21 protein-coding genes and 1 pseudogene are annotated in these 24234 nt (G+C 70.8%); 10 read left to right on the top strand and 12 right to left on the bottom strand.

The features are described from left to right. Positions 1-28: 28 nt before the first annotated feature. From ACZOOI_RS42600 to ACZOOI_RS42610, 3 genes are all read right to left on the bottom strand, one after another. Entirely contained in the window at positions 29-1273 is a 1245-nt protein-coding gene (locus ACZOOI_RS42600; protein ID WP_465282190.1) for a hypothetical protein, read from the bottom strand. Beyond that, on the bottom strand, positions 1270-1878 hold the full coding sequence (locus ACZOOI_RS42605) for an RNA polymerase sigma factor (RefSeq protein WP_465282191.1): 609 nt from the start codon (positions 1876-1878) through the stop codon (positions 1270-1272). Before ACZOOI_RS42605 ends, ACZOOI_RS42600 begins: the two co-directional genes overlap by 4 nt. A 521-nt stretch (positions 1879-2399) precedes the next feature. After that, positions 2400-2996 (bottom strand): dihydrofolate reductase family protein, encoded by a 597-nt coding sequence (locus ACZOOI_RS42610; protein WP_465282192.1) that lies wholly within the window; start codon positions 2994-2996, stop codon positions 2400-2402. Between the two features lie 220 nt (positions 2997-3216). On the opposite strand from ACZOOI_RS42610, the gene ACZOOI_RS42615 reads away from it, so the two are divergent. The 4 genes from ACZOOI_RS42615 to ACZOOI_RS42630 all read left to right on the top strand — a co-directional run bounded on the left by ACZOOI_RS42615 (position 3217) and on the right by ACZOOI_RS42630 (position 7784). Further along, positions 3217-3546, top strand: coding sequence for a YciI family protein (locus ACZOOI_RS42615; RefSeq protein WP_465282193.1), 330 nt, complete (start codon positions 3217-3219; stop codon positions 3544-3546). Then, positions 3543-5585 (top strand): DUF6596 domain-containing protein, encoded by a 2043-nt coding sequence (locus ACZOOI_RS42620; protein ID WP_465282194.1) that lies wholly within the window; start codon positions 3543-3545, stop codon positions 5583-5585. The genes ACZOOI_RS42615 and ACZOOI_RS42620 overlap by 4 nt, the downstream gene beginning before the upstream one ends. A gap of 262 nt (positions 5586-5847) precedes the next feature. Then, the gene (locus ACZOOI_RS42625; RefSeq protein ID WP_465282195.1) at positions 5848-6663 is read left to right on the top strand and encodes a hypothetical protein; all 816 of its coding nucleotides are present in this window, start codon (positions 5848-5850) and stop codon (positions 6661-6663) included. A 269-nt stretch (positions 6664-6932) separates the two neighbouring features. Beyond that, positions 6933-7784 carry an SDR family NAD(P)-dependent oxidoreductase gene (locus tag ACZOOI_RS42630; protein ID WP_465282196.1) on the top strand — a complete coding sequence of 284 codons (852 nt, stop codon included), beginning with the start codon at positions 6933-6935 and terminating at the stop codon, positions 7782-7784. Positions 7785-8176: 392 nt separating this feature from the next. Here ACZOOI_RS42630 and ACZOOI_RS42635 read toward each other — a convergent pair whose 3' ends face one another. Together ACZOOI_RS42635 and ACZOOI_RS42640 are read right to left on the bottom strand one after the other, a co-directional pair. Then, positions 8177-9025, bottom strand: coding sequence for a CAP domain-containing protein (locus ACZOOI_RS42635; protein WP_465282197.1), 849 nt, complete (start codon positions 9023-9025; stop codon positions 8177-8179). Positions 9026-9606: 581 nt separating this feature from the next. After that, positions 9607-9762, bottom strand: coding sequence for a hypothetical protein (locus ACZOOI_RS42640; protein WP_465282198.1), 156 nt, complete (start codon positions 9760-9762; stop codon positions 9607-9609). Positions 9763-9929: 167 nt separating this feature from the next. Between ACZOOI_RS42640 and ACZOOI_RS42645 the strand changes: the two genes are divergently transcribed. After that, positions 9930-10328 carry a PRC-barrel domain-containing protein gene (locus ACZOOI_RS42645; RefSeq protein ID WP_465282199.1) on the top strand — a complete coding sequence of 133 codons (399 nt, stop codon included), beginning with the start codon at positions 9930-9932 and terminating at the stop codon, positions 10326-10328. Between the two features lie 309 nt (positions 10329-10637). Beyond that, positions 10638-11036 (top strand): STAS domain-containing protein, encoded by a 399-nt coding sequence (locus tag ACZOOI_RS42650; RefSeq protein WP_465282200.1) that lies wholly within the window; start codon positions 10638-10640, stop codon positions 11034-11036. A 222-nt stretch (positions 11037-11258) separates the two neighbouring features. Here the strand turns inward: ACZOOI_RS42650 and ACZOOI_RS42655 are convergent, their stop codons facing one another. Continuing rightward, complete coding sequence (locus tag ACZOOI_RS42655; RefSeq protein ID WP_465282201.1) at positions 11259-12506, bottom strand: ROK family protein; 1248 nt, start codon at positions 12504-12506, stop codon at positions 11259-11261. Positions 12507-12674: 168 nt separating this feature from the next. On the opposite strand from ACZOOI_RS42655, the gene ACZOOI_RS42660 reads away from it, so the two are divergent. Next, positions 12675-13238 carry an ATP-binding protein gene (locus ACZOOI_RS42660; RefSeq protein WP_465282202.1) on the top strand — a complete coding sequence of 188 codons (564 nt, stop codon included), beginning with the start codon at positions 12675-12677 and terminating at the stop codon, positions 13236-13238. Between the two features lie 10 nt (positions 13239-13248). Beyond that, positions 13249-13827: an extracellular solute-binding protein gene (locus ACZOOI_RS42665; protein ID WP_465282203.1), complete on the top strand. Its 579-nt coding sequence runs from the start codon at positions 13249-13251 to the stop codon at positions 13825-13827. Between the two features lie 470 nt (positions 13828-14297). On the opposite strand, the gene ACZOOI_RS42670 is transcribed toward ACZOOI_RS42665, so the two are convergent. Both ACZOOI_RS42670 and ACZOOI_RS42675 read right to left on the bottom strand, forming a co-directional pair. After that, positions 14298-15158: a S1 family peptidase gene (locus ACZOOI_RS42670; RefSeq protein ID WP_465282204.1), complete on the bottom strand. Its 861-nt coding sequence runs from the start codon at positions 15156-15158 to the stop codon at positions 14298-14300. A gap of 624 nt (positions 15159-15782) precedes the next feature. Continuing rightward, positions 15783-16787, bottom strand: coding sequence for an NADP-dependent oxidoreductase (locus ACZOOI_RS42675; protein WP_465282205.1), 1005 nt, complete (start codon positions 16785-16787; stop codon positions 15783-15785). Positions 16788-16888: 101 nt separating this feature from the next. On the opposite strand from ACZOOI_RS42675, the gene ACZOOI_RS42680 reads away from it, so the two are divergent. Beyond that, the gene (locus ACZOOI_RS42680; protein WP_465282206.1) at positions 16889-17803 is read left to right on the top strand and encodes a LysR family transcriptional regulator; all 915 of its coding nucleotides are present in this window, start codon (positions 16889-16891) and stop codon (positions 17801-17803) included. Between the two features lie 514 nt (positions 17804-18317). Here the strand turns inward: ACZOOI_RS42680 and ACZOOI_RS42685 are convergent. Further along, on the bottom strand, positions 18318-18629 hold the full coding sequence (locus ACZOOI_RS42685; RefSeq protein ID WP_465282207.1) for a chaplin: 312 nt from the start codon (positions 18627-18629) through the stop codon (positions 18318-18320). A gap of 331 nt (positions 18630-18960) precedes the next feature. Between ACZOOI_RS42685 and ACZOOI_RS42690 the strand changes: the two genes are divergently transcribed. Further along, positions 18961-19338, top strand: coding sequence for a fic family toxin-antitoxin system, toxin component (locus ACZOOI_RS42690; protein WP_465282208.1), 378 nt, complete (start codon positions 18961-18963; stop codon positions 19336-19338). Between the two features lie 463 nt (positions 19339-19801). On the opposite strand, the gene ACZOOI_RS42695 is transcribed toward ACZOOI_RS42690, so the two are convergent. The 3 genes and pseudogenes from ACZOOI_RS42695 to ACZOOI_RS42705 all read right to left on the bottom strand — a co-directional run bounded on the left by ACZOOI_RS42695 (position 19802) and on the right by ACZOOI_RS42705 (position 23889). Further along, positions 19802-20593: a hypothetical protein gene (locus ACZOOI_RS42695; protein WP_465282209.1), complete on the bottom strand. Its 792-nt coding sequence runs from the start codon at positions 20591-20593 to the stop codon at positions 19802-19804. Positions 20594-20679: 86 nt separating this feature from the next. Further along, positions 20680-20920 (bottom strand): annotated as a pseudogene (locus ACZOOI_RS42700) (IS5/IS1182 family transposase); the annotation flags it as partial. A 263-nt stretch (positions 20921-21183) separates the two neighbouring features. After that, a complete protein-coding gene (locus tag ACZOOI_RS42705) occupies positions 21184-23889 on the bottom strand; it encodes an AAA family ATPase (RefSeq protein ID WP_465282210.1) in 2706 nt (901 codons plus the stop codon). Between the last annotated feature and the right edge of the window lie 345 nt (positions 23890-24234).

The following is a 24234-nucleotide window of genomic DNA, read 5'->3' on the forward strand; positions in this document are numbered from 1 at the left end:
GTGGACCCGTCTCCGGCCCGGCACGAACTCAGCCCCGGGCGCCGTTCCAGCTTCCGGCCACACGGCAGGTCCCGGGGTCGGGCGCGGCCAGGCCGGCGTTGCGCGCGACGACGCGGCCGCCCGGTATGCGGTAGCAGAGGCCCGGTTCGGCCTTGGAGAAAGTCCACCTGCGATCCCCGGTGGGGTCTTCCTGGGGGTTGTCGACCAGCAGGACTCCCGATCGGTCGAAGGCTCGCACGTGTGTCGGGGTGAGGCCGAAACGGGGATCGACGGGCCCGACCAGGCTCGCATCGGTGACGACGATCCACGCACCGTTGCGGATCACGGCATTCGATACGTGGCCGTTCGGGTACTCCACGGTCACCAGGGCCACGTTGGGTGCCGCACGGCCCCAGAGCACGTCGAAGGGCGGCATCTTCTCCGCGATGCGGCCGGGCACGGACGCGGTCGGGCGGGACGTCGCAAGCGAACCTTCGAACCCCTTCCGCGCGTCCTCCACGGACTTGGCCACCTCCGATGCCGCCGGTGGCTTCGGCGCGCTCGGCGCGTGCGTCGTGGTCGGTGGGCCCGGTTGCTCAAGGATCGCGTCGTAATGCCGGTGCGAGGAATCGATGGCTTCGTACAGGAGACCGTCGGGAGCGCTTACGCCCGAATTCTTCGCATCGGGACGCTCGGCGGGCCCCTCGCACACCATGATCCCCGGTCCCTCTCCTTTCGCGACCACCAAAGGTTGGAGCGTCCCGCTCCTCATCTCGGGTACCCACGCGGTGAAGTACGGGCGATAGGCGGCGGTTTCCTCGGGTTGCTTCCAGGTGCCGTAAGTCCTCATGGACTCGTCGAGATCCACGATCGGAACCGGGATCGGAGGCTCCACGGAAGTGGTCACCCCTGTGGGCGACCGGGCGATTCCGTCGGCGATGCACTTCTTCATCTGCGCGGTGGCGACGGTCCACGGAACGGGGTCCCCTGGCCGAGCGGATGCCTGGGGTACGCCCTGCTGGGGAGTCTGCCCACCGGGGCGGCCGTGTGCGGCCGGTCCCGTCGGGCTCGAGGTGGCGCCGTCCCTGAGGACCCACCCGGTCGAACCCGCCGCGAACACGGCGACGGTCGCCAGCGCGGGGATCAGGACCCGACGGGTCCGGGTGGGACGCTCGGCTCGCCCATCCGCCTCCAAATGCCGTACCACCGCGAGCAGTTCGGCTCGGCGGCGGTCGCGGTGGGCAAGGCGGGCCGTATCGATGTCGGTGTGGTCGCGGGGAGTGTCGTGCGTCATGCGGGGTGCTCCATCTCGTTCGATGTGGACGGCGCCCTGCCGAATGCCGTTCTTGCGTCTTCGCCAAGTCGGTGCCTGGCCCGGTGTAACCGCGATTTCACGGTGCCGACGGGGATGCCCAGGGCGGCGGCTGTGTCCTCCTGGCTGAGCCCGTCCCACCAGCACAGTTCGACCACGTCGCGTTCCCGGCGGGGCAGGCGCGTGACGGAGCGGCGCAGGATGGCGGCCGCGCGTTGGTCGTCCAGGCGTCCGGCGACGTCGTCGGCGTGGTCGGGCGCGGCCGGCGGCAGCGGCACGCGCGCGAGCAGGGCGCTGTAGCGGCGCCGGGCTCTTCGGCTGTTGCCGAGCACCCCGTTGGCCATACCGAGCAGCCAGGGCAGCAGGCTTTCCCCGTGGGGCGAGGTCTCGTTGCGGCGGCGCCACACGTGCAGGAACACCGCAGAGGTCAGATCCTCGGCCTCGGACCAGTCTGCCGTGCGCCGCAGTAGATGCCGGTACACGGCGTCGGCGTGCCGGTCGAACACTTCGCCGAAGGCGTCGTGCTCGTCCGCCTGTATGCGAAGCCACAGCTCGGCGTCGGTTGTGTGGTGCCGAATGGTTGTCACATCCTGCTTCTGTCCGGCTCGGCGAAGTCGGTTCGGATTCGATTCCCGGACCTGCGCGCACCCGTCGCAGTACGGGTTCGTCGCCGACTTCGGGCTTCGGGGGACCGGCCGCGGTCTTCCCGCCGATCCTGCCCGGTCGCCGCGCTGCCCCCGACCCGTGATCACCCGGCCCAACGATGTGCGTAACACCGGGCAGCGACGTGAGTGGAGTACGCGGGGTTCGCCGTAGCCCCCCTTTTGGCGTGTTGCTCCGATGACGCCTGCGGCGGGGCCGAGTTCGGACAGGGCGGGCCGAATACTCGTTCGGACCAGACTGAACGCGCGCACGCACGCCGACCTCGACCGGCTCGGATTCGCGGCGGCCATCGCCCCGGAGACCCTCGGGCCGCACCTGTCCCGCGCCCAGGGGCAACCGGCCGAGATCCTCGGAAACGCGGTGGGCGCCGCGAAGATCGCGGCGCCCACCCTCCCTCGCCGACACACCGTCGCCCGCGCCGTGGGGACTCGGTCCCGGGTGCGAACTACGCCGCGGTCACCGGTCGATAGGTGCACACGTGTACGCCTGTGTCGCTGACCGTGGTCGAGACCAGTTCGAGCGTGCGCAGTGTGCCGTCGAGCGGGTACATCGTCTTTCCGCCACCGACCAGCACCGGCATGATCATGAGCCGCAGTTCGTCGACCAGCCCCTCGGCCAGGAGGGTGCGGGCGAGCGAGAGGCTGCCCATCACCACCAGGTCCCGACCCGCGGTGTCGCGCAGCTTCCTGATCCGGTCGAGTGCCTGGTCGCCGGGTATGCGGGTGGTGTTGTTCCAGGTCAGGTCGTCGTCGTCCAGGGTGCCGGAGACGACGTACTTGGCGACCGAGTTCATGTGGTCGGCGAAGGGGTCGCCGGCCCGCTCGGGCCACGCCGCGGCCATGCCCTGCCACGTGCGGCGTCCGAACAGCAGCGCGTCGGTGTCGGCGGCCCACTCGGCGAGGGCGCCGCCCATCACCTGCGGGTCGAAGAACGGGTGTGTCCAGCCACCGTGGGCGAACCCGCCCTCGGTGTCCTCGTCCGGATGGCCCGGGGCCTGCATGACGCCGTCCAAGCTGACGAATTGACCAATCACAATGCGCATCGAACCGTCTCGTTTCCTCGTTGTTCGTTGGTCGTGGAGATCGTCGGGCCGTCCACGACTCTCGAGAGGCGGGCGAGCCTCGGATTTCTTCCCCGGGGCTCGCACCGTCGTCGATCCGTCGATGTGACAGGGAATAATGCAATTCCCTGTCACATGGCCGGCGCGACGTGTCGGTGCGCCCCGGCGATCCGGCCGGGCGAGACGAAACCGGAGGAACACCATGCGCTACCTGATGACGTCCAAGGCCTCGGAGAACGCGAAGGCCCCCGACGAGAAGCTGTTCGCCGAGATGGGTGCCTTCATCGACGAACTCAGCGCCGCGGGCGTGCTGCTGGCCACCGGCGGGCTCGAGCCGAGCGGCGTCCGGCTGGTGTCCGAGGGCGGCGACATCACCGTCACCGACGGCCCGTTCGCCGAGTCCAAGGAGGCGGTCGTCGGCTTCGCCCTGGTCGAGGTCCGGTCCAAGGAGGAGGCAATCGAACTGGGCCGCCGGTTCCGCAGGATCGTCGGTGACGGCGAGAGCGTGATCCAGCAGGTCTTCGGTCCGTGACGGACGTCCACCGCACGGTCGACGCGATCTGGAAGATGGAGTCGGCCCGGATCGTCGCCGCGCTCACCCGCATGGTGCGCGACGTCGGGGTGGCCGAGGAACTGGCGCAGGACGCGCTGGTCGCGGCGCTGGAGCAGTGGCCGCGGTCGGGGGTCCCGGACAATCCCGGTGCCTGGCTCACCACCGTCGCCAAGCGCCGCGCCGTCGACCACATCCGCCGCGACCGGCGGTTGGCGGAACACGGCGAGACGCTCGCGTACGAACTGGCCGAACAGCGCCGGCTCGACGACGGTGTCGGCGGCCCCGAGTACGATCTCGGGGCCGCCGAGCCGGCGTCCGAGCGGGACGACGTGCTGCGGCTGATGTTCGTCTCCTGCCATCCCGTCCTGCCGACCGAGGCACGCGTCGCCCTGACCCTGCGGCTGCTCGGCGGGCTCACCGCGTCCGAGATCGCCCGCGCGTTCCTCACCGTCGAGCCGCTCATCGCCCGCCGCATCGCGACGGCCAAGCGCACGCTCGCCGAGGAGCGGGTGCCGTTCGAACTCCCGGACGGCGCCGAGCTGGCCGAACGCCTGTCCTCGGTCCTGGAGGTCGTCTACCTGATCTTCAACGAGGGCTATTCGGCGACCGTGGGCGAGGACCTGATGCGGCCCGGCCTGTGCCTGGAGGCGCTGCGGTTGGGGCGCCTGCTCGCCGAGTCGGCGCCGGACGAGGCGGAAGTGCACGGCCTGGTGGCGCTGATGGAGATCCAGGCGTCCCGTACGGCGGCGCGCACCGGCCCCGCGGGCGAACCGGTTCCGTTGCACACGCAAAACCGGGGACGCTGGGACGGGTTGCTCATCCGCCGCGGCTTCGCGGCGATGTTGCGGGCCCGCACGGTCGGTACGCCAGGTCGGCCAGGGCCCTACGTGTTGCAGGCCGCGATCGCCGTCTGCCATGCCCAGGCGCGCACCGCCGAGGAGACCGACTGGGTGCGGATCGCCGGACTGTACGCCGCCCTCGCCCGACTCCTGCCCACCGCCGTGGTGCGGCTCAACCAGGCGGTCGCGGTGGGGATGGCGGACGGTCCCGCGGCCGGCCTCGCCCTCGTCGACACGCTCACCTCGGATCCCGCGCTCCGCGACTACCACCTGCTCCCCGGAGTGCGCGGCGACCTGCTGCTGCGCCTGGGGCGCGGCGAGGAGGCACGCCGCGAGTTCGAGCGTGCGGCGCTGCTGACAAAGAACGCCGTCGAACGCGCCTTTCTGACGCGTCGCGCCGAGGCGATCCCGATCGGGGACGCGTCCACGCGGACGTTCGGCGAGGCCATCGACGCGTTTCTGGCCCAGGACCGACTCGCGCCGGCGACGGCCCGCTCCTACCGACAGACGTTGTGGCGACTGCGGCTGTCTCTGGGCGTGGGGTTGCCGCTCGCGTCACTGACGGCCGATCAGATCGCCGGTGCCTTCCGCGTGTCGTGGGGCGGCGTGGCGGCGGCCACCTGGAACCGACACCGTTCCGCCGTACGGGCGTTCGGAGCGTGGACGGATACCCCGGGCCTCGACGCGGCCGTTCCCCAGCGGACGCGCGAACACCGCCCCGCGCCCATGCCGGTCCCGCCCGGAACGGCGTGGCCGGGAGACGCGGAAGCCCCGTTGCGGGAGCGCACGTTGTGGACGTTGCTGCGCGAGTCCGGCGCCACCGTCGCGGACGTGCTGGCCCTGAACGTGCAAGACCTCGACCTGCCGGAGCGGCGAGCCCGCCGTGTGGACCGGCGGTCGGATCGGCGGTCGGATCGGCATCGCGCGTGGATCACCTGGCGGTCGGGGACGGCCGCGCTCCTGCCCGAACTCCTGGACGGCCGCACCCGCGGCCCGGTGTTCCTCGCCGATCGACGCCCGGGTCCGGCGCGGGCGGGCATTCTGGGCGCGGAAGACGTCTGCCCGCAGACCGGCCGGGGACGACTGTCCTACGAGCGCGCCGAGTTCCTGTGCAAGTCGGCGACCGGACACTCGCTGCGCCGACTGCGGGACTGGGGCAAGGACGCGGACGAGTCCTGAGCGGGGAGGGCAACCTCGGCCCACCCGTGGCCGCTTCGCACCCGGCCGCAAGCCCCGGCATGGTGCATCGAGGGCAGCGGCTCGGCCGGCGGCGGCCCTTCTCGGCGCCCCCGGTACTCGCGAGGTTCGTCGCGCGGAGGAGGTCCTGCTGCGAGATGCGTCGCCCCGAGCTGCGTCGAAACGCTTTTGCCGCCGCGTCGCGTGATGTGGAAGCCTTCGGGACGCCACTCGCATCGACTGGCGTACGGGGGAGAGTTCGTTGGTGCACGTCGTGTTGTATCTGCTTGCCGCGGCCCTCACCGCCGGGGTCCTCGCGGCTGGAAGAGCGTTTCTGTCGCGCTACCGCACCGATCCGATGCGCGAGACGGACGCCTTCGACATCATCGGACGGGTCCGCGGGGCGCTGTCCACGGCGCTCCTGCTCTATTTGGTGATCCGCTATGGATGGGCGCCGGACGGTGTCGACGCGGCTTTCGACCTCCTGGTCGCGAAGGCCATGGCCGGCGCGGTCGTGGCCGGTGTGGTGGTGCTCGGAGTCGGGTTCGTCCTGGCCCTGGTGTCCGGCCCGCCGCGAGGACCCGCGCTGCGGCGGTTCGTGATGGGCGACGACCGCGCCGCGGGGCCGGTTTCGTACACCCTGGTCACCCTGATCGTCTCGGCGGCGACGTTCGGATTCGTCCGGTACAGCATCGAATCGGCACATCGCACCGGGGGATCCTTTGTCTTGTTCCACCTGATTTCTTCGTTGGTTCTGGTGGCGGGTGTCGTGGCCGCGCTGTCCGTCCTCGCGATGATTTTCACCGCCGCGGTGGGCGACCTGTTCGGCGCTCGGGTCGCGCACCCCTATCTGGCGCCACTGGCCGCACCCGCTTTCGTGTACGGCACCTCTTCGTACGGCAATGTGTTGGTCGAGTGGATCTCGGGTGGGGTACCCGACGACCTCGCCAACGTGCCGGACCCGCTCCAGGACAAGTTGCAACTGGGCCTGTGGGTCCTCACGTTGGTGCTCTCGGCAGTCGAAATCGGGTACGCGCGCCGGGCCGGTGCGCGCCTTCGGAGCGGCCCCGTCGCGGTGTGACGTCCCCTTGGGCGCGCCTCGCCGTCAAATCTCCGCGGGTTCGTGGTGGCCGCCGAGGGCTGCGGGAACCTCGTGGTTCCTATGCCACAGGGCGCCGGATTTGACGGGGCCGGAAGACTGGAAGAGAGGGCAATCCGCAGGTCGAATCGGGTCGGACACCCGAGCCTCGATCATCGGGGGCCTCGCACGTCGAGGTCTCGGGTTCCCGGGCGGCGGCGGACGCGCGGGCGAGGGCGGTCGGTGCGGGTTGCCCGGACGGGAAGAGCGGAATGCGGGAACGTGTGGGACGTGTCGGTGTGGTCACCGGGGCGGCCGGTGGGATCGGCTACGGCATCGCGCAGGCGCTCGCGGGCGAGGGGATGCGGGTGGTCCTCGCGGACCGGGATGCGGTACGGCTCGAGGAGGCAGCCGCGACACTGGCAGCGGACGGCGCCGAGGTGTTGGCGGTGCCCACCGACGTGCGGGACGCGGCGGCCGTCCAAGCCCTCGCGGATGCCGCGCTCGCCGGGTTCGGACGGGTCGACGTCGTCTGCAACAACGCCGGGGTGTGGACGCTGAACAGGCAGTGGGAGACCGAACTCGTCGACTGGCAGTGGGTCGTGGACGTCAACCTGTGGGGAGTCGTGCACGGCGTACGGACGTTCGTTCCGCTGATGCTCGCGCAACCGGAAGGCGGGCACATCGTGAACACCGCGTCGATGGGCGGCCTGATCGGCGGCGCGATGACCGGACCCTACAGTGCCACGAAGCACGCCATCGTCGGCCTGACCAAGGGACTTCGCGCGGAACTGGCGGGAACCGCGGTCGGGGTGTCGCTGCTGTGTCCCGGCAAGGTGCGGTCAGAGATGCTCGACCGGGTCAACGCCCGCCCCGCCGCGCACGCCCGCGACGAGACTCCCGGAGACGGCGGGCCGGCTCCGGCGGCGCGGGACGTGATCGACGCGATGCGCAGGTCACAGGCGGGGGCGATGAGCGCCCGGGAGGCCGGCGAACAGGTCGCCGCGGCGATCCGCGAGGACAGGTTCTGGGTGCTGCCGGGCGCCGACGCCCACGTGCCCTTGCTGCATGCGGAGTTCGACGAGCTGATCGGCGCGTTCGGAACGATGCCGGCCGACGGGTGAGCCCCGGCCTCGGCGCGTGCTCGGACTGCGTCCAGGTGGTCTGGGTTCCGCGCGGTATCGCGGACCCGGCGGCGATCCGCGACCTGGGCGCATGGCTGATCACCACGGCCGGCCTCGGACGCGCTCGACAGTGCTCGCGCGCGGCGGGAGCGGCACGTCGGGACCCTGGTCGGCGTCGCCGGCCGTCGGCGACGATCGGTGGCCGGGGGCGGAGTGCCGGCTGGGCGGTGCCGATTCGACGGTGTCGGGTCTTTCCGTTGGCCTCGCGGGGAGCGGCGTGCCGGGTGGGGGATCGGCGCCGGGGAGGTGTGGCGCGGCGTGGGCGATCCGCGTCCGCCGGCCGGTGCTGTGGGTGTTGGGGACCGGCCGGCGGTGTTGGCGGGCCGGTGGTGTCAGCGGGCCGTGCCGAAGTTCTGCGTCCAGTAGGAGTTCGGGCCCGCGAGGCCGACGCCGATCTCCTTGAAGGAGCAGTTGAGGATGTTCTGCCTGTGTCCGGGGCTGTTCATCCAGCCGGTCATGACCTGCTGGGACGTGCTGTAGCCGTGGGCGATGTTTTCGCCGTAGGTCGTCCAGGTGTAGCCGGCGCGGGTGATGCGCTCGCCCGGGTCGGAGCCGTCGGAGCCGGTGTGCGACATGTTGGCGTGGGCGGCCATGTCCTGGCTGTGTTGCAGGGCGGCGGCCGTCAGTTTCGTGTTGACGGTGAGTGCCGGGCATCCTGCCTTGGCGCGCTCCTGATTGACGAGGGTCACCACCTCGGCGGCGGAGCTCGAGGGCGGAACGGCCGGGCTGGTCGCCGGTTGCGTGTCGGCGGGGGTGGTTGGTTTCGTCGGAGTGGCGGGCTTGCTTGCTTCGGTGGTGGGTTTCGCCGGGGCGGGGGGCTTGCTTGCTTCGGTGGTCGGCTCGCCGACGGGGTTTGTCGGTCGGGTCGCGGCAGATTGGGTCGGTATCGGTGTCGTTGCGGTGGGGAGCTTGGTCGTCCCGGTGGGTTTCCGCTTGTGCGGAGTGCGAGTGGTCTTCGCGGTCGGGTGGGTTCCCCCGGTCGGATCGGCCGCACTGTCCGTCCGGCTGGGGACCGGTGTGCCGGGGAGGGGCAGGCTGGAGGAGGGGTGCGTGCTCTGGTTGCCGACGTTCCTCGTCGCGCCCGCGACGTTCTTCGTCCCGCCCGGGCCCTGGGGAGCCAGGCAGGCCATGGCGGCGGTGGGTATGCCGATGATGCCCAGGGTGGCGGCGGCTATGGCCATCTTCTTTTTGTATTGCGTCCTGCGGTGACGGTGCTTCCGCATGCGTGACCTCACTTGGTTTCGGCGTAGCGTCCTGTTGCCGGAGCCGTCGGACGCCGGCGGGCCGCCATTGTTGGAAGTCCGGGAACGGGCTCGCAAGTGTCGGTGGCCGCCTGCGGGGCGGAACCGGAGGGCAGACTTGACTCGGGACGGACAGTCGTGCCGGCGGTGTGGTCACCACGTGATGCGAAATTGGTGATCGGCAATCGGAAACGCCAATGGCCATCGAAAACGACGCATGGGATCCCATTCGTCGGGATGCTCAATTCGGCTTGGAAGCGGATGGATTACCCCAGTCGGACAAAGCGCGATAAGTAGGCGCGGTTCGGCGGGCGTGACGCTGTCACGGCTACTCGCGCGCTCGTGACGCATGTCACTGTTTGAGCGGCGGTCGGAATGTGTCGTGGGCATCGTGCGCCGCATTCCGGAGGGGTCGTGACCCTTCCGGAACGGCTCGACTTTTCGGGTGGTCGTGTGGCGCGGTGTCCGTCTCCGACCGGCACCTGCATACGGGCCGGCAGCCTGGTGACCTGCACGTTCGTCTACACCGCCGTCCCCGCGGGGGTGACCCAGGTGGGCTTCGACGCCACGGGTGTCTCCGGCAGCAACGGCAGCAACGGCAGCAACAGCAGCAACGGCGGTAACGCCGGCAACAACTCTGCTCCCGGCGGCAGCGGCGGCGGCAACACGACGCTCACCGGGGGCACCGTTCGCCGGCCGCGACCGTCGTCTCCTCGGATCGTGGGTGTGGGGCAGGAACGGTGGGGCAGGCGTGCGCAGAACCATTGCACGGACGAGTCCCGGGCGGCGGGTGGCGGTTCGCCGTCTGCCGCAGGGGTCGTCGACACCCGAGGAGGGTTTTTCTGTGAGTACCGCCGACAATGTGTGGGGTCACCGTCCCGAGTCCGGCTACACGGCCGGCACGAGCCTGGCCGGCTACAAGGTCGATGCCTCCGACGGTCACATCGGCAAGGTGGACAAGCACAACGACGAGGTCGACGCGTCCTACCTGGTGGTGGACACGGGCGTGTGGATCTTCGGCAAGCACGTCCTGCTGCCCGCGGGGACGATCTCGCGCATCGACACCGAGAACAAGGTCGTGCACGTCTCGCGCACCAAGGAAGAGATCAAGAACTCGCCCGAGTTCGACAAGGACAAGCACCTCGACGACCACGACCACCGCACCCGTACCGCCGACTACTACGGCAACACGGCACCGGGCACCCCGGGCAGCCCGGGCACCGGCCCCGCCGGCACGCCGTAAGCGGCGAACGGATCCGGTTTCGACGCCGACCCGCGAGTGCGTCCGTCGCAGACGGCGTCCATCCCCGACGGAGTCGAGACCTCGGTGGGCGATCGCGCCCCCGATCTCCTCGTCCTCCAGCGCCCGCGAACGGCCACGGCGGCTACGGGCCGCGTCTGCTCGACATGCTCACCACACGGTGGGCCGTCGAACAGCACGCGGCGGGCCGACACGTCCGTGGCCGCAGTCGATCGACGCTGAAGCGTGCGATACAGCCAGGCAACCGAGTACACCGCTGTGGACATTCCCGACCGGCAAGGCGGCGATCCGATGGGCGTGCCTGAACCCGACCTCGTTCTGACCGTGCACACCCCACGTCCGGGTGTCGCGGTTGTCGACGTTCGCGGCCACCTCGACCACCACACCGCGCCCCGACTGCGCGGGCGCGGTTTCGAGTTGATCGACCAAGGACTCCACCGGGTGGTCCTGAACCTGGCCCACCTGCGGTTCTCCGACTCCACCGGCCTGGCCGTCCTGGTCGCCCTCCTCCACCGCACCCGCATTCACCAAGGCACGGTCGTCGTCGCGGCCCCACCCGAGCGACTGCGCAAGATGCTGCGCGTGACCGGCCTGTCCCTCGTCGTCGCCGAATACCAGGACGTCGACCACGCCCTGGCCGCGATCGAAACCGACGGGACCGTCAGCCCCGGGGCGCGCCACAACGGCTAGAACAGGCGTCCATGCTTTGGCGTCTTCCCGGCGTCGTTGCGGTGGTGGAGCGTCCGCAACGATCCCGGCGATTCGATTGGCCGACATGCCGGGCAGGTGAGCGGGCCGCGAACGGGAAGCCCGGCAGCGCGGGAACCACCACGTGCATGTCCGCGAGCAACGGCAGGACGCGTGAGTCCCGGGCGGCGGGCGGCGGTTCGCCGTCTGCCGCCGGGGTCGTCGTCAGCGGGTGAGCGCTCGTACGGTGGGCCGGGCCGGCAACCGGCCGGAGTGCGCGGTGAGGTCGTTGAGGAAGCCTTCGAGGGCGAAGGTGGCCGTTCCCAGGCACACCGGGTTGTCCGGCAGTTCGGACAGGCTCAGGGTCACCGCTCCGAACGGCTGGTCGAGTGCGTAGTGTGCCGCGGCGTCGCGCGTGGCGGTCAGCAGCGGTTCGCCGAGGCGGTCGGCGACCCAGTCGCCGAGCACGATTCCGGTCGGGTTGAGCATGTTGATCAGGGTGGCGACGGCCGCGCCGAGGTAGCGGCCGGTTTCCTCGATCACCCGTTCGGCGATGGGGTCGTTTCGGCGGGCTGCGTCGGCGATGGCCTCGATCGCGGCGATCTGGTCGTCGATGGTGAGGATCGGGTGGTGCGGGTCCGTTTCGCGCAGGGTCTGCAGGATGCCGGTGGCGCCGACGTATGCCTCGACGCATCCGCGGTTGCCGCATCGGCAGGCGCGTCCGTCCATCACGAGGATGATGTGACCCCATTCGCCGGCGCTGTTGGTGGTGCCGCGGTAGAGGGATCCGTCGATGGCCAGGCCGACGCCGACGCCGGTGCGCAGGGTGACGACGGCCAGGTCGTCCACGTCGCGTCCGGCGCCGAACCACAGCTCGGCCACGGTGCTGGCCTTGAGCGGGTTGTCCACGTGGAGCGGGAAGTCGAGCCGTTCGGCCAAGAGGGCCTTCATGGGTACGTCGCGCCAGTGTCCGTAGACGGCGAGGACGGAGACGCCGCCCTCGCGTTCGACCAGTCCGGGCAGGCTGACTCCGATGCCCAGTACCCGGTCGGGATCCACGTCCGGGGTGGCGAGGAGGTCGTCGACGCCCAGGGTGATGTGTTCCACCACGTCGCTCGGGGAGCTGCCCTGCGGGTCCATCCGGCGCTCGACGGTGCGCAGCGCGTTCATCGCGAGGTCGTACAGCTCGAGGTGGACGAAGTCCTCGGAGACGTCGACGCCGACCAGCAGTCCTCGCTCGGCGTTGACCGCGAGGCGTGCCCGGGGGCGTCCGCCGCCGGAGTCCTCCCGTCCGACCTCGACGAGCACGCCGACGTCGAGGAGCTCGCCGGTCAGGTTCGCGACCGTGGCGGTGGACAGCCCGGTCGCGGTTGCGATCTGCTGCCGGCTCACGTGTTCGCCGGCCGCGTACGTGCTCTGCAGCACCTCGAACCGGTTCTGCCGGCGGATGTCCCGTGCCGTGCGCTTGAGCATGAAACTCCTCGGCCGTCTGGTCGGTCTCCCCTTATTCTAAGTCCCGGAAGATACTATTTACACCTATTGGACCAAGGGGTAGCTTGGATCACGAGTAGAGCCCGAACCCCCCGGCACGGCACGACCGCTCGGCCACCGGCCGAGCTGCACGATCTGGAGGCACTCGAGATGTGCCCATACCGAACCGCCGGCGTCCTCGACGCCCCGCAGCGTCGCGTCGAGGTCGCGCCCGGCGGATCGCAGGCGGGTGTCCGGGGCCGGGTTCGCCGCCCCGCACCGACGGTCGACCGACGGCACGCCGTGATCGCCCTGCCGGCCCGGGACGTCCGGGTCGCCGATGCCCGCCGCTTCACGGGCGCCATGCTCGCCCGCTGGGGTCTGGTCGGCGACGATCGGGACTCCGCGGTTCTGATCGTCGGCGAGCTGGCCGCGAACGCGGCGCAGTACGGCCGGAGCGTCATGACGGTCCGCCTGGTCCTGGACGCCGGCGTGCTGAACGACGCCGGCGTGCTGAACATCGTGGTGGACGACCACGGGGACCACTGCACCCGGCGTCGGCCGCGCCTCTGCGACCCCGACGAGCACGGCCGCGGCCTGGACATCGTCGCAAGCCTCGCCGGCAGGGTGGACGTCGAAGACTGCGGCGCCGGCCGCACCGTCCAGGCGATGCTGCCGATCGCCGTCCCCGCCTCTCGATACTCGCCCAACAATGTTCCGGCGATGGCGGGCTGACACTGCCGCCGTGCGCTCCTCGCCTGGCGCACCGCGCGTGACCGAGCCCCAGTCGAACCCCGGCACGAAGAACCGCAAGGACGTCTACACGGACTTCTACGGCGGCAGCGTGGGCATGGTGAACAGCAACCCCACCATGATCGCCACGCTGAAGAAGGACTACCCGAACCTCAAGTACGCGACCGCGCCGATCCCGGGCAAGGCGGGTCCGCTGAACGAGACCCTGGGGGTCTGCGACTGGATGATGGCGTTCAAGAAGAACGGTAAGAAGGACCAGATCAGGGCGTTCCTGGACCACGCGTTCAGCACCGACCAGCAGATCAAGTTCCAGGAGCAGTACAGCTTCCCGCCGGTGACCAAGTCGGTGATGGCCAAGATGACGGCCAACCCGGCCAACGCCGGTCTCAAGCCATACATCGACCTGCTGCCCAAGGCGAAGTTCTACCCGCTGAACGACGTCGCGTGGGACGTGCTCTCGCCCAAGATCAAGGAGCAGCTCGGCAGCGCGGTCTCCGGCAAGTCGCCCAAGGACGTGCTGGACCAGCTCCAGAAGGAAGCCGAAGCGGCGGTCGCGCAGCAGAAGAGCTGACGCACCACAGCTGCTCACGATGCCGTCGCTCGTGATCTTCGAGCCGTAGGCCTTGGACAGGCCGACGAACTCGTCGGTCGGCGGGGTGCGTCCGATGACGAACCGGACGCCGGTGTCGGTCGGGGTGGTCGGCGGCGCCAACACCCCGCGGTGATGGTCCCTTGTGTCCGACGAACGTGAACGGCCGGGCACGGTCACACGAGGTGTACCTGTGCCCGGCCTGCTCCCGCGACTACCCCGACGCGCAGCCGCTGCTTCCGGTCTTCGGCTGCCATGTGAGGGGCAGGCGACCGAGGTCCGCACGGACCCGGTCGCAAACCACGCCCGCGCCTGGGAAACGGCCGTCAGTCGTCGACTCGGACGGGACAGCGCCCCGGGACGGCGACCCCGGACGGCGGGCATGGTCCCGAACCGGCACCACACCGGCGCCCGGCGACGATCGCCACGCGCCGGGGGTGCGGCGACTCGGACTAATTGCGGCCGTGGATCGTCTTGTGGATCCAGGTCCTGTACGCGGTGTCGTTCGTGTACAGGCCCGGGCCCGTCGCGCAGCCGGGTTTGCCGTCGCCGTCGCCCGAGGTGGTGCCGATCAGTTCCCACCGGCCGCCGCGGTTCTTTTGGATCTGCGGGCCGCCGGAGTCGCCGAAGCAGGCCATGGCCTTGGGCTTCTGGCTGATCGTGCACAGGCGGGTGGCGTCGGTGCGGCCGTTGCACTCGGCGCTGGTGCCCAGGCGGGTGTCCAGCTCCTGGAGCCGGTTCGGGAAGACCGCGTTCTCCAGGCTGTCCGGGTCGACGATGGTGCCGAAGCCCAGGAGCCGAGTCGGCGTGCCCACCGGCCCGGCCTGCTTGGCGAGCTTGATCGGCTTCTCCTTGACCGGCCGGTCCAGGCGGATCAACGCGAGGTCGTTCACGTTGTAGCCACCATCCTCGGCCGGCTGCGAGTAGCCGGGGTGCATCACGATCTTGTCGATGCCGCGAACGGTGCCGCCCTGCGTGCGGTTCTCGCTGCCGATCCGCACCGTCCCGGCCAGTTCGATCGGCAGATCACGGTCGACACAGTGCGCCGCGGTGAGCACCCACTGTCGATCGATCAGGGTCGCTCCGCAGCCGGCGTCCACGCCCCCGGCCTTCATCGGGACGTAGGCCATGAACGGGTAACTCTGGGTCGAGTCCTGCCCGTTGACGATCGCCCCGGCACTGCCTGCGAACGCCGTGGAGCCGAGCACGATTGCCGCCCCCGTGGCCGCGATCGCCTTGGCGACCAGACCGCGCCGGCGGCGCGGGGTGGGGCCGCCGGTGTCGGCGGTGGGACGCGAGGTGAATGCGCGCATGTAGTGACCTTTCGTGGAGGAAGGATCGGCCGCGCGAGGGGTGCGGCGGCCGTACCCGGGCCGAACGTTTCGCGCGTCCGGGCCCGTGCAATCCATCCTCTGCTCGGCGCGCCGCCGGAAACAGTCGCCTCGATGTCATCCTCGGTCAGATTCCGGACATGCCAGTGATCGCGGTACCCGCGCTCGACGGGCCGTCGGACACCGGTTCACTACCCTCGGCGGGCGCGGATCAGCGGGCCTTCCGGCCCCTCCGCGCGCGACATGAGGATGGGTCCGGTCGGGTCGGTCGGCCGTCGCAGCCACCGCATCCCACCAAACAAGCGGACCTGGAGCAATGGTTTTCGGACACAAATGCCCCTCCGATAGGCAGAGCCGGCCTCGACGTCCGGCAATCCGCCGGTCGGCGATTGACACGATGGGTGGCGGCGAGTCTCGGGTGCGTTCTGCCGAGCACCCGGGCGGCCGGCACGACCGACGCGGTCTTCTCCGCTTCAGGGCCGACCTCGTCGCGCTGAAGGCCGTGGACCACGCTTACCAGGGATTCCTGCCGGGGCTCGGTGGGTGCGCTCGCCCTGCCGGAGGTGGATCCCCGCTCCTCTGCGGCGCCGGGCACGCCCAGGTCCGTCAGAGGTCCGCCCCGGCCGCCCGCACGATGATCTTGCCCTGGTTCTCGCCCCGCAGCATTCCCAGGAACCCGTCCACGATGCCGCCGAAGCCGTCGACCACGGTCTCATCGAGCGTGACCCGTCCACTCTGCAGGTGCGGCACGACGAACTCGTACAACTCCTCTTGAACATCACGGTAGTTGCGGACCAAGAAGCCCTCCATGCGCAGGCTCTTCTCGACAATGTCGGGAAGGTTGCGTAGGGCGTAGGGCGTGCCGGTGCTGTTGTACTGGGCGATCGTGCCGATCCGCACGATCCGTCCGTGCTCCCGCAGCGAGGAGATCGCCGCTTCGAGGAGTTCGCCGCCGACATTGTCCATGTAGAGGTCGATTCCTTCGGGCGCCGCCTTGGCGAGCAGTTCGGCCGCCGGGCCCGAGCGGTAGTCGAAGACCTCGTCGTAGCCGACGTTTTCGGTCAGGTAGGCGGCCTTCGCCGCCCTGCTCGCGCTGCCGACCAGCCGTCCCGCGCCCATCAGCCGGGCGAGCCGCCCGGTGGCCGTGCCCACACCGCCGGCCGCCGCCGAGACGAACACGTCCTGCCCTTCGCGGAGTTCGGCAATGCGGGTGAGACCGACGTAGGCGGTCAGGCCGGTGCCGCCGAGGATGCTCAGGTGCGCGGAGAGCGGTACGCCGTCGAAACGGGGGACCGCACGCGCCTCTTCGGAGGTGACGACGGTGTGAGTGCGCCAGCCCTGCCGGTGGAAGACGATCTCGCCCTCGCGGAGCGCCGGATCGCGGGAGTCCACGACCCGGCCGATCGTGCGGCCCTCCAGGGGAGCGTTCAGCGCGAAGTCCCCGTCCATCATTTCGCGGTGGTAGGGATCCACCGACCAGTACAAGTTCTCCACCAGCGCCGTTCCCGGGCCGGGCTCCGGCATCGCGGACTCGACGAAGGCGAAGTGGTCGGGGGTGGGGAAGCCATGAGGGCGTGCGGTCTGGTGCACGGTGAGCGCGGTCTCGGTCATGACGGTGACCGTACGGAGGAATGCGGAAGCCGGGGAGAGGGTTGCGCTCATGGAACGGCCCGGTCCATGAAGGGCCCTCATAGCAGCAGGTGGGACCCCCTATGACAGCCTCAGCCCCCAGAACCCCCGCGCCCACTGCGGCTGCCGCCACCGACCTTGCCCCGCACGAACTCCGCATCCTCGTGGCCGTCGACCGCGAGCGCGGGTTCTCGGCGGCCGCCAAGGTTCTCGGACTGACCCAGTCCGCAGTCTCGCACTCCATACGCGGGACGGAACGCAAGGTCGGCGCGGTCCTCTTCGAGCGGGGCCGGAAGGGCGCGACGCCCACCGCGGCCGGTATCGCGGCTGCCGCTCACGCCCGCCGGGTCCTGCGGCTCCTGGACACCCTGGCCGCAGAGGCCCGCGGCGCCGAGCGGGGCACGGTCGCCGGCCCGCTGCGGATCGCCGCCTTTCGTAGCGCCGCCCTCTACCTGCTGCCGCCCGTCCTGGAGCGCCTCACCGCCCGACACCCCGGCATCGAACCGGAGGTGCGTGTCGTCCGCGAACTGGGCGCGGGCACCGCCGGCGAGGTCGCCGGGGGGCGCGCGGACGTGGGCATCGCAACGATCGGCGCCACCTCGCCCGTGCCCGCCGGGCTCGTCGGCGACGTACTCATCGAGGAGCACTACTCGCTGGTGCACCCGGCCGGCCACCCCGCCCCGCGCTCCCTGCCGCTGGTGGACTGGCACGAGAACTGCGGCTCCTACACCCGCCAGTGGTGGGCCGGGCAGGACTGGATTCCGAAGGCGACCGTCCTGACCGAGGACGACGGAGCGGTGCTCTCCATGGTGAGCAGAGGTCTCGGCATGGCGATCATGCCCGCGCTCTCGCTGAACGAAGCCCCGGACGGCATCGAGATCACCGATCTCGGACCCGAGCGCCCGACCCGGTCCGTGGGCTACGTCACCACCCCGGAGCTGGCCTCCAGCCTCTCCGTCCGCGCCCTGATCCGCGAACTCAGAGCGGCCTGCCGGTGAAGGCGGGGTCGAGTATGAGCGGAGCAGAGAGTGCGGTTCGGTGTCACGTGAGTTGACGCCTGGTTGAACTTGTCGTTCAACCTGGACGACGGGGTTTTGTCCCAGTGTCGTGGTGGCTGGGTCTGCCGGCGCGCTCGCCGGCTTTCACGATGCGTCCGACGTCGTGGCGGGGGGCGGGGCTGCGGTCGGGAGCCGCGGGGTCGTCCTGGTCCTGACCGTGAGGGTTTCGGTGCTCCTGCGGGACGTGCGGTGTTGGCGTGCGGGTTCCCGAACCCGCGGCGGACTCGGGCCGGGGTGAGCCTTGTTCGGTTCGGCGGGCTTCTCCCAGGGCGGCCGACGGCCTTGTGCACGTGGCCGGGCGAGGAAGAACTGTGCGTAGGCAGCGATCACGAGCCACGTCCGGTGGGTTCCGTCGTGTGAGGTGCTTCCGGGTGTGCCGAGACCCCCGCGGGATGCAGGCGCGGGGGTCTCGGTGTGTCGGACGTGGAGGAACGTCCGGTGTGGCTGTCCGGGGTCAGCCTCGGTGGCCGCCGTGCTGCGGCGCCTGGTGCTCGCTGCCGTGGCCCTTGTGCTCGTCGTCGTCGCCGTCGATGTTGAGGCAGGTGTTACCGACGGCGGGGTTGAGGATGCCGACGATGTTGACGGTGTTCCCGCACAGGTTGATCGGGATGTGGACCGGGATCTGGATCTGGTTGCCGGAGGCCACGCCGGGGGAGCCGACCGCGGCGCCGTCCGCGTCGGCTTCGGCGTGGGCGGCGCCCGCGCCCGCCATCAGGACGGCGGCGGTGCCGGCCATCACCATGGTGACCTTCTTGAACGAACCCACGAACACTCCCTCGTCGCCGTGGCGTCGGTCCGTCCCGACGCCCTCCTGTCGATCAACGACGCACACGCCCGGAGGACTTCGGCCCCGCCCGTTGTTCACCCGAATGCCACACACCGCACAGCACACCCCATCCGGCGCCGTGGGCCAGTCGCCGTTGCCGTGCGGCACGGCGTCGTCCCGTGCCCGTCGGCGATGCCTGCAGCGGATGGTCAAGCCGCCGCACACAATTGATCCGCACGGACAACGAACGTCTGCGCGAGGTGTTCCTCGCGGGCGCGCAGGAGGTCCTGGACGGCTACGGCGACCTCCTGGACGAGATCGAGGCGCGCGGGTGAGCGTGCGCGTCGACCTGGCGTGGATCCTCGAGGTGGCACGTCGCGCGGGGCGCGACGATCCGGCCCCAGACGACTACGGGGTGCCGGTCGCAGCCGTGGAGCGGCATCGGGCGGTGATCGCCGGACAGGACGTCTACCACGGCCCCTACGCCAAGGCCGCGGCGCTCGCGCGCAGTCTGGGCCGCATGCGCTGGCTGGAGCACTCGAACCTGCGAGTGGCCGTCGCGGTGGCCCACGGCTACCTCTCGGCGTGCGGCGTGTCGATCAAGCTCACCCAGGCCGGTGTCACCGCGCTGGCCGACGAGTTGACCCGCGCGTCCTCCACCGCGGCGAGCGTCGCGGCGGTCCTCAACTCCTGGGACACCACTGACTGAGTCCCTGCGCGGGCATGCCTTCGGCGATGTCGGCGCGTATTTCGCGGCCGCCTGCGAGAGACGGTGGGTAGCGCCCGCTCCGATCCCGGAGCCGCCGCCGAATCCACGTCCCGCGCCGTCCCCGGCGCCGAGTCCCCGGCGAGGCCTTCGGCGCGGTGAACGCGGTGCCGGACGGAGAACTCGTGGCGCTGGACGACCCCGCTCTCCGGGCCACATCCTCCGGAGGGCGCACCGCGGCGTTCAAGTCCCGAGACCAAGAGCGACCGGCAGGAGGCCGGGCACTGTTGGGAAACCGAGTGGGTCGCGACGACGCGAGCTGGAGCTCACATGATCACGGGGGTGTTGACGTTCTGTGACTGCGAGGGACCTCTGACCCGTGTTGCGTCATCTCTGTTCGGAGCGCGCCATCTCACGCCTCGGTGGCAGCATGATTGACGTCCGCATGAAACGATTACTTGACCGATCACCGGCCTCGGCGCCCCGTGTCTTGCTCCACGGCCCAGGTCCGCAGCCGGGTTACGGCCTCTTCCCGGGACAGCGGGCCGCGTTCGAGGTGCAGATCTTGTAGATGGCGAGTGGCCGCACCGATCAGTGGGCCCGGAGGTAGGCCGAGCAGCTCCATGATCGCCTTACCGTCCAGAGCCACCGGAACGTTTGGGAGCCTCCTGTATTTCTCGAACTCCGCAGCAGCACGCGCTGTTCTCTCGTGCTCCGCATGCCACTCGTCGTAGGTTGCCGCCCAACGAGCAGCCCGGCCGGCCAACTGCCAGCCGTCCATGTCCTGTTCCCAACCAAGCCCCGCCTCCACGAACAGGTCGTGATGGCTCCCTTCTTCGGAACTGCTCGGAACGACATCGAGTAGGGCGAGCGCGGCATTGATCGGCCAGTCTTCCTGCGGACCGGTGAAGACCCGGGTATGGGCCGGACCCCACGCCTTCGCGCCGGTTCGCCACACGGCAGCGGTCTGGTATCCGTCTCCGCCGTGGAAGTCGGCCTCCACGTAGGCGATCGGCCCGTCCCGGGACCAGTCGCTCAAGATCTGCTCGAAGGCCGGGGACATCACGGTGAATGGTTGACCGGGCCCGATGCCATCCTGACCGGCAGGCCAACCGGCCGGCTCCGCGAGGAGTTGTTTGGTGACAGGCACCAGCCCCATGCGTTGTCGGAGCGGGGCGACAGCCGCTGCCCAAGTCCCGGCAGTTCGGCTCCTGAGCAGGTCGAACATTCCAATGACGGCGTTGAGTTCGTACGGCATTCCCGCAGGGTAGCCGCACAGCCGCCGCACGGAGTTTCGAGTTCAGAGCACCCTGCGGCAGGCGTCACTTCAGACGCTTGCCGGTGGGGGCGGCCGTCCCAGCGGTAGCGCGGGTCGCATGACGGATGAGCATACGCAGTGTGACTATCGCGGCCGACAGGTAGAAGTAGAAGTCCACGAGCCGACTGCGTTTCTCGGTGCAGCGCCGTAGCTTGCCGAAGCTGTTATCCACGCGTGCCTCCGCTCCACCACCCACCTCTTGCCGGCCTGGATCGGGGCGGATACGCCCGTACGGGCGATCTCGCCGGTAAGGCCCAACTCCCCTGGCAGCCCGGTACTTGACGCGGCGTCTGATCGTGCGGTCCGAACAGCCGGGACCCGCGATGCGCTTGTAGCCGGACCCGCGCCCTGCAACGCGCCCTGAACCCGGCGATCGCGGTGATCGACAGGGTCATGGCAGCCCGGTCGGGATCATCACCGACCCCACCCAGATGCCGGTGAGGATCGCCTTCGAGATCGCCGAGTTCTTCGTCTTTCTGATGGACGTGCCCCTGCTGGATCGTCCCCCTGATGGACGTCCCCGGCAGGCTTCAAGTAGTCCTTGCGGCGGGCAGGATCGAGCGCAGGCCGTGGCGGTCGCGGACGCCGACCTTTCGGTAGGCGCGGCCCAGCGTGTTGTCGACGGTGCGAATCGACAACCCGCACGTCACGGCGATCTCCCTGCTGGTGTGACCCTGTGCGGCCAGGAGGGCGATCTGATGCTCGCGGACGCTGAGGCTCGCGGCGGTGGACAGGGTCGCCAATGCCGGCGTCGCAGCCTCCTCGCACTCTGCGACCAGGAGCAGTGCCCGCGATTCGGCGCGTCGAGCCGCCGCTTCCGCGCGTGCGTCGTGCGCGTGTCGGCGGAGTCGGGCGGACCGGGCCAGGCACTCGGCCGCGAGCAATACCGCGCCATGGGCGGCCCACTGGTCCGCCACGGCGCTCAGCGCGTGCGGGTCGGCCGTGGCGACCGCGCGCGCATGGGCGGCGCGAGCTGCCGCGTGCGCGCCTTGGACCACGTCGGTCGACGCGATCACGCGGATCGCCGCTGCCCGGTCGCCCCAGCGGACCAGGTCGTGTTCGAGGGTGAGGGCCGCGCTCGGATCGCCACGGTCGCGCGCCGAGGCGGCGCCGGTGCGCAGGACCGCGTGAGCCTCGTCCGCGTGCCCGCGGCAGCGCAGCGCCCAGGCGTACGCGCGCGTGGTGTCCCACCCGCACAGCGCGCTTTGGCCGTCGGCGACGGCCAGCGCGAGCTCGTCCGCCTCCGCTCCGGTGTGGCCGGCTTGGGCCCGGGCCAGGACCAGGCCGGCGAGCGCGCGCTGCTCGGCGAATCGGTGGCCCTGCACATGGGCCTGGGCGCGGGCCTCGGCGAAGAGTGTGGCGGCCAGCCGTAGGCGCCCGCGATCCAGCGCGATCCGGCCGTGTACCCAGCCGAACCACACGACCAGCGCCGGGACCGGTGCGCGCAACAATTCGTCCAGGCCCTCGACGAGTACCCGTTCGGCCTCGTCCAGGCACCCGGCCTCCAAAAGCGCCCAGGCAACCAGGTACGAGCTGCGGGCGGGATAGAAGACCTCGGTACGGTCGGTGAGTTCGCGGTGTGCGGCGTACGCGGCGCGGGCCGTGCGGATCGCGTCCTCCGGCCGCGCGCGGGCGAGTTCGACGCGCAGGCGGGCCTGGAGATGCAGGACCAGGTCCGGCCCCGGCCGATCGTCGGCGCCGAGGCCGGGGCCGGCGTCGAGTTCGTCGCCGGCCCGCGCGACTCGCCCCGTCGCGACGAGGATGGTTGCGGTCCACGCGGACAGCGCGGGGGAGGGGCCGGCCCGACGAGCGGCCTCGCGCAGTACGGCCAGCGCGCGGGGCAGGTTGCCGGGTCCGTAGAAGTGGTGCACGGCCAGGGCCAGTCCGGCCGGATGGGCGTCGGCGCCCCGGGCCGCGGCGAAGGTCTGCTCCAGGACCGCGATGCCCTCCGCGAACTCGCCCCGCTGTCCCAGTGCTTCGCCCAGCATCACCCCGGCCCGCACGTCGGGTCCATGCCGCAGGGCGGCTCGGGCCAATCGGCACATGGTCTCCACGTCGCCGACGCCCAAAGCCTCGGCGGCGCCGCGGACCAGAAGTTCGCTGTCGGCGGTGCCGGTGGCGGCCAACTCCCAACGGGCCAGGGCCAGGGCGTCGCCGGTGCGATGCGCCCCGTGCGCCCGTACCCGCGCGGCCTGCTCCAGCAGGATGGCGCGGGCGCGCAGTCGGCCCACGCCGGCCCGCAGGACGGGCGCGTGGGCCGGTTGGGCGAGCGCGAGGTGTTCCCGACGGTCGTCGCGGCGCAGACCCACCAGGCGCGCCGCCTCCAGGTCGGCCAGCGCGTCGGCCGGGGTCTCCGGCGGCAGGTCGCACAGCGCGATCGGGCCGCACAGCGCGAGGAGTTCGAGCACGGCCCGCCGGTCGGGGGACAGCAGGTCGATCCGCTCGTCGAACGAGACACCCTCCAGCGAGTCGGCCAAGGGCCGCTTCAGGCACCAGATGCCGTGCGCCGGGCCCAGCCGATCGTCCGCGATCGCGGCGCGCAGCGCCTCGCGGAGGTGGAGTGGGTTGCCCTGGCCCGACGTCCACAGCGCGCGGACGGCGACCGTGGTGATCGGCGCGCCCAGGGCGGCGCGGAGCAGGTCGCCGGCCTGCCCGATGTCCAACGCGGGCAGTGCCACGTGCCGCAACGCGCCGCGACGCCACAGCGAGCGCAACGGGTCGGGCCAATCGGCGCCGTCGGGCAGCGTGGCCAGTAGGAAGATCGCGTCTTCGGCCAGCAACAGCGCGAGCAGTGCGGACGAGGACGCGTCGAGCAGGTGGACATCGTCGATCGCGACCACCGGCCGGCCCCCTCCGGCCGCCCGGCGCGCGGCCAGTTCGTCCCGCACCTGCCCGAAGAACGTCGCGGGCTCCTCCGGGCGCGCGCCGTGGGGCAGCAACGGGGTCAGCGCCGACAACGCCACCGACGCCGAAGCCCGGGTGGCCCGCACCCGTACGATGTGCCGACGCCGAGAGGCGGCCCCCGCCCCCGCCCTCGGCGGGCGGACGTCTGCCGAATCACCGCCACGCGCGGCCCGACCGAGGAACTCCTCGACGAGACGGCTCTTGCCGATCCCACCCGCCCCGGTGATCACGACGCCGGTGCAGGTGGACGCGCGTAACGCGCGGTCCAACTTGCCCAGTTCCGCGTCGCGGCCCACGAACGGCAAGCGCGTGTCTCCCGGAGCGATGTCCATCGTGACCCCCGTACCCCCGTCGTATAGGCCCCCCGGCCACGGCCCGCGAGACGGACACGTTCTCGGCAGCATGCCGGCCCCGGCTCGCCGCCGCACGAATTCGCGCCCACGGGGCCGGCGTTCGTTCGACCGGTCGGCGCCTCGATGGAGTATGCGTCGCGGCGAAATGGAGTAGCGGACCACTCTGTGTGCGGCGGGGCGGCTCGGTTGACAGTAGCCGTGCCGAGGACCGGTCGACCAAGTGCCTTCCGAGGTCACGGCATTCCATATCGCTCGTCGGGCCGATCCGTTCGGCGCGACGTCATCGAACAGGACACCGATGTGAACGCGAGACGACTTACCCGT

It is taken from the genome of Embleya sp. L77 (assembly GCF_055557415.1).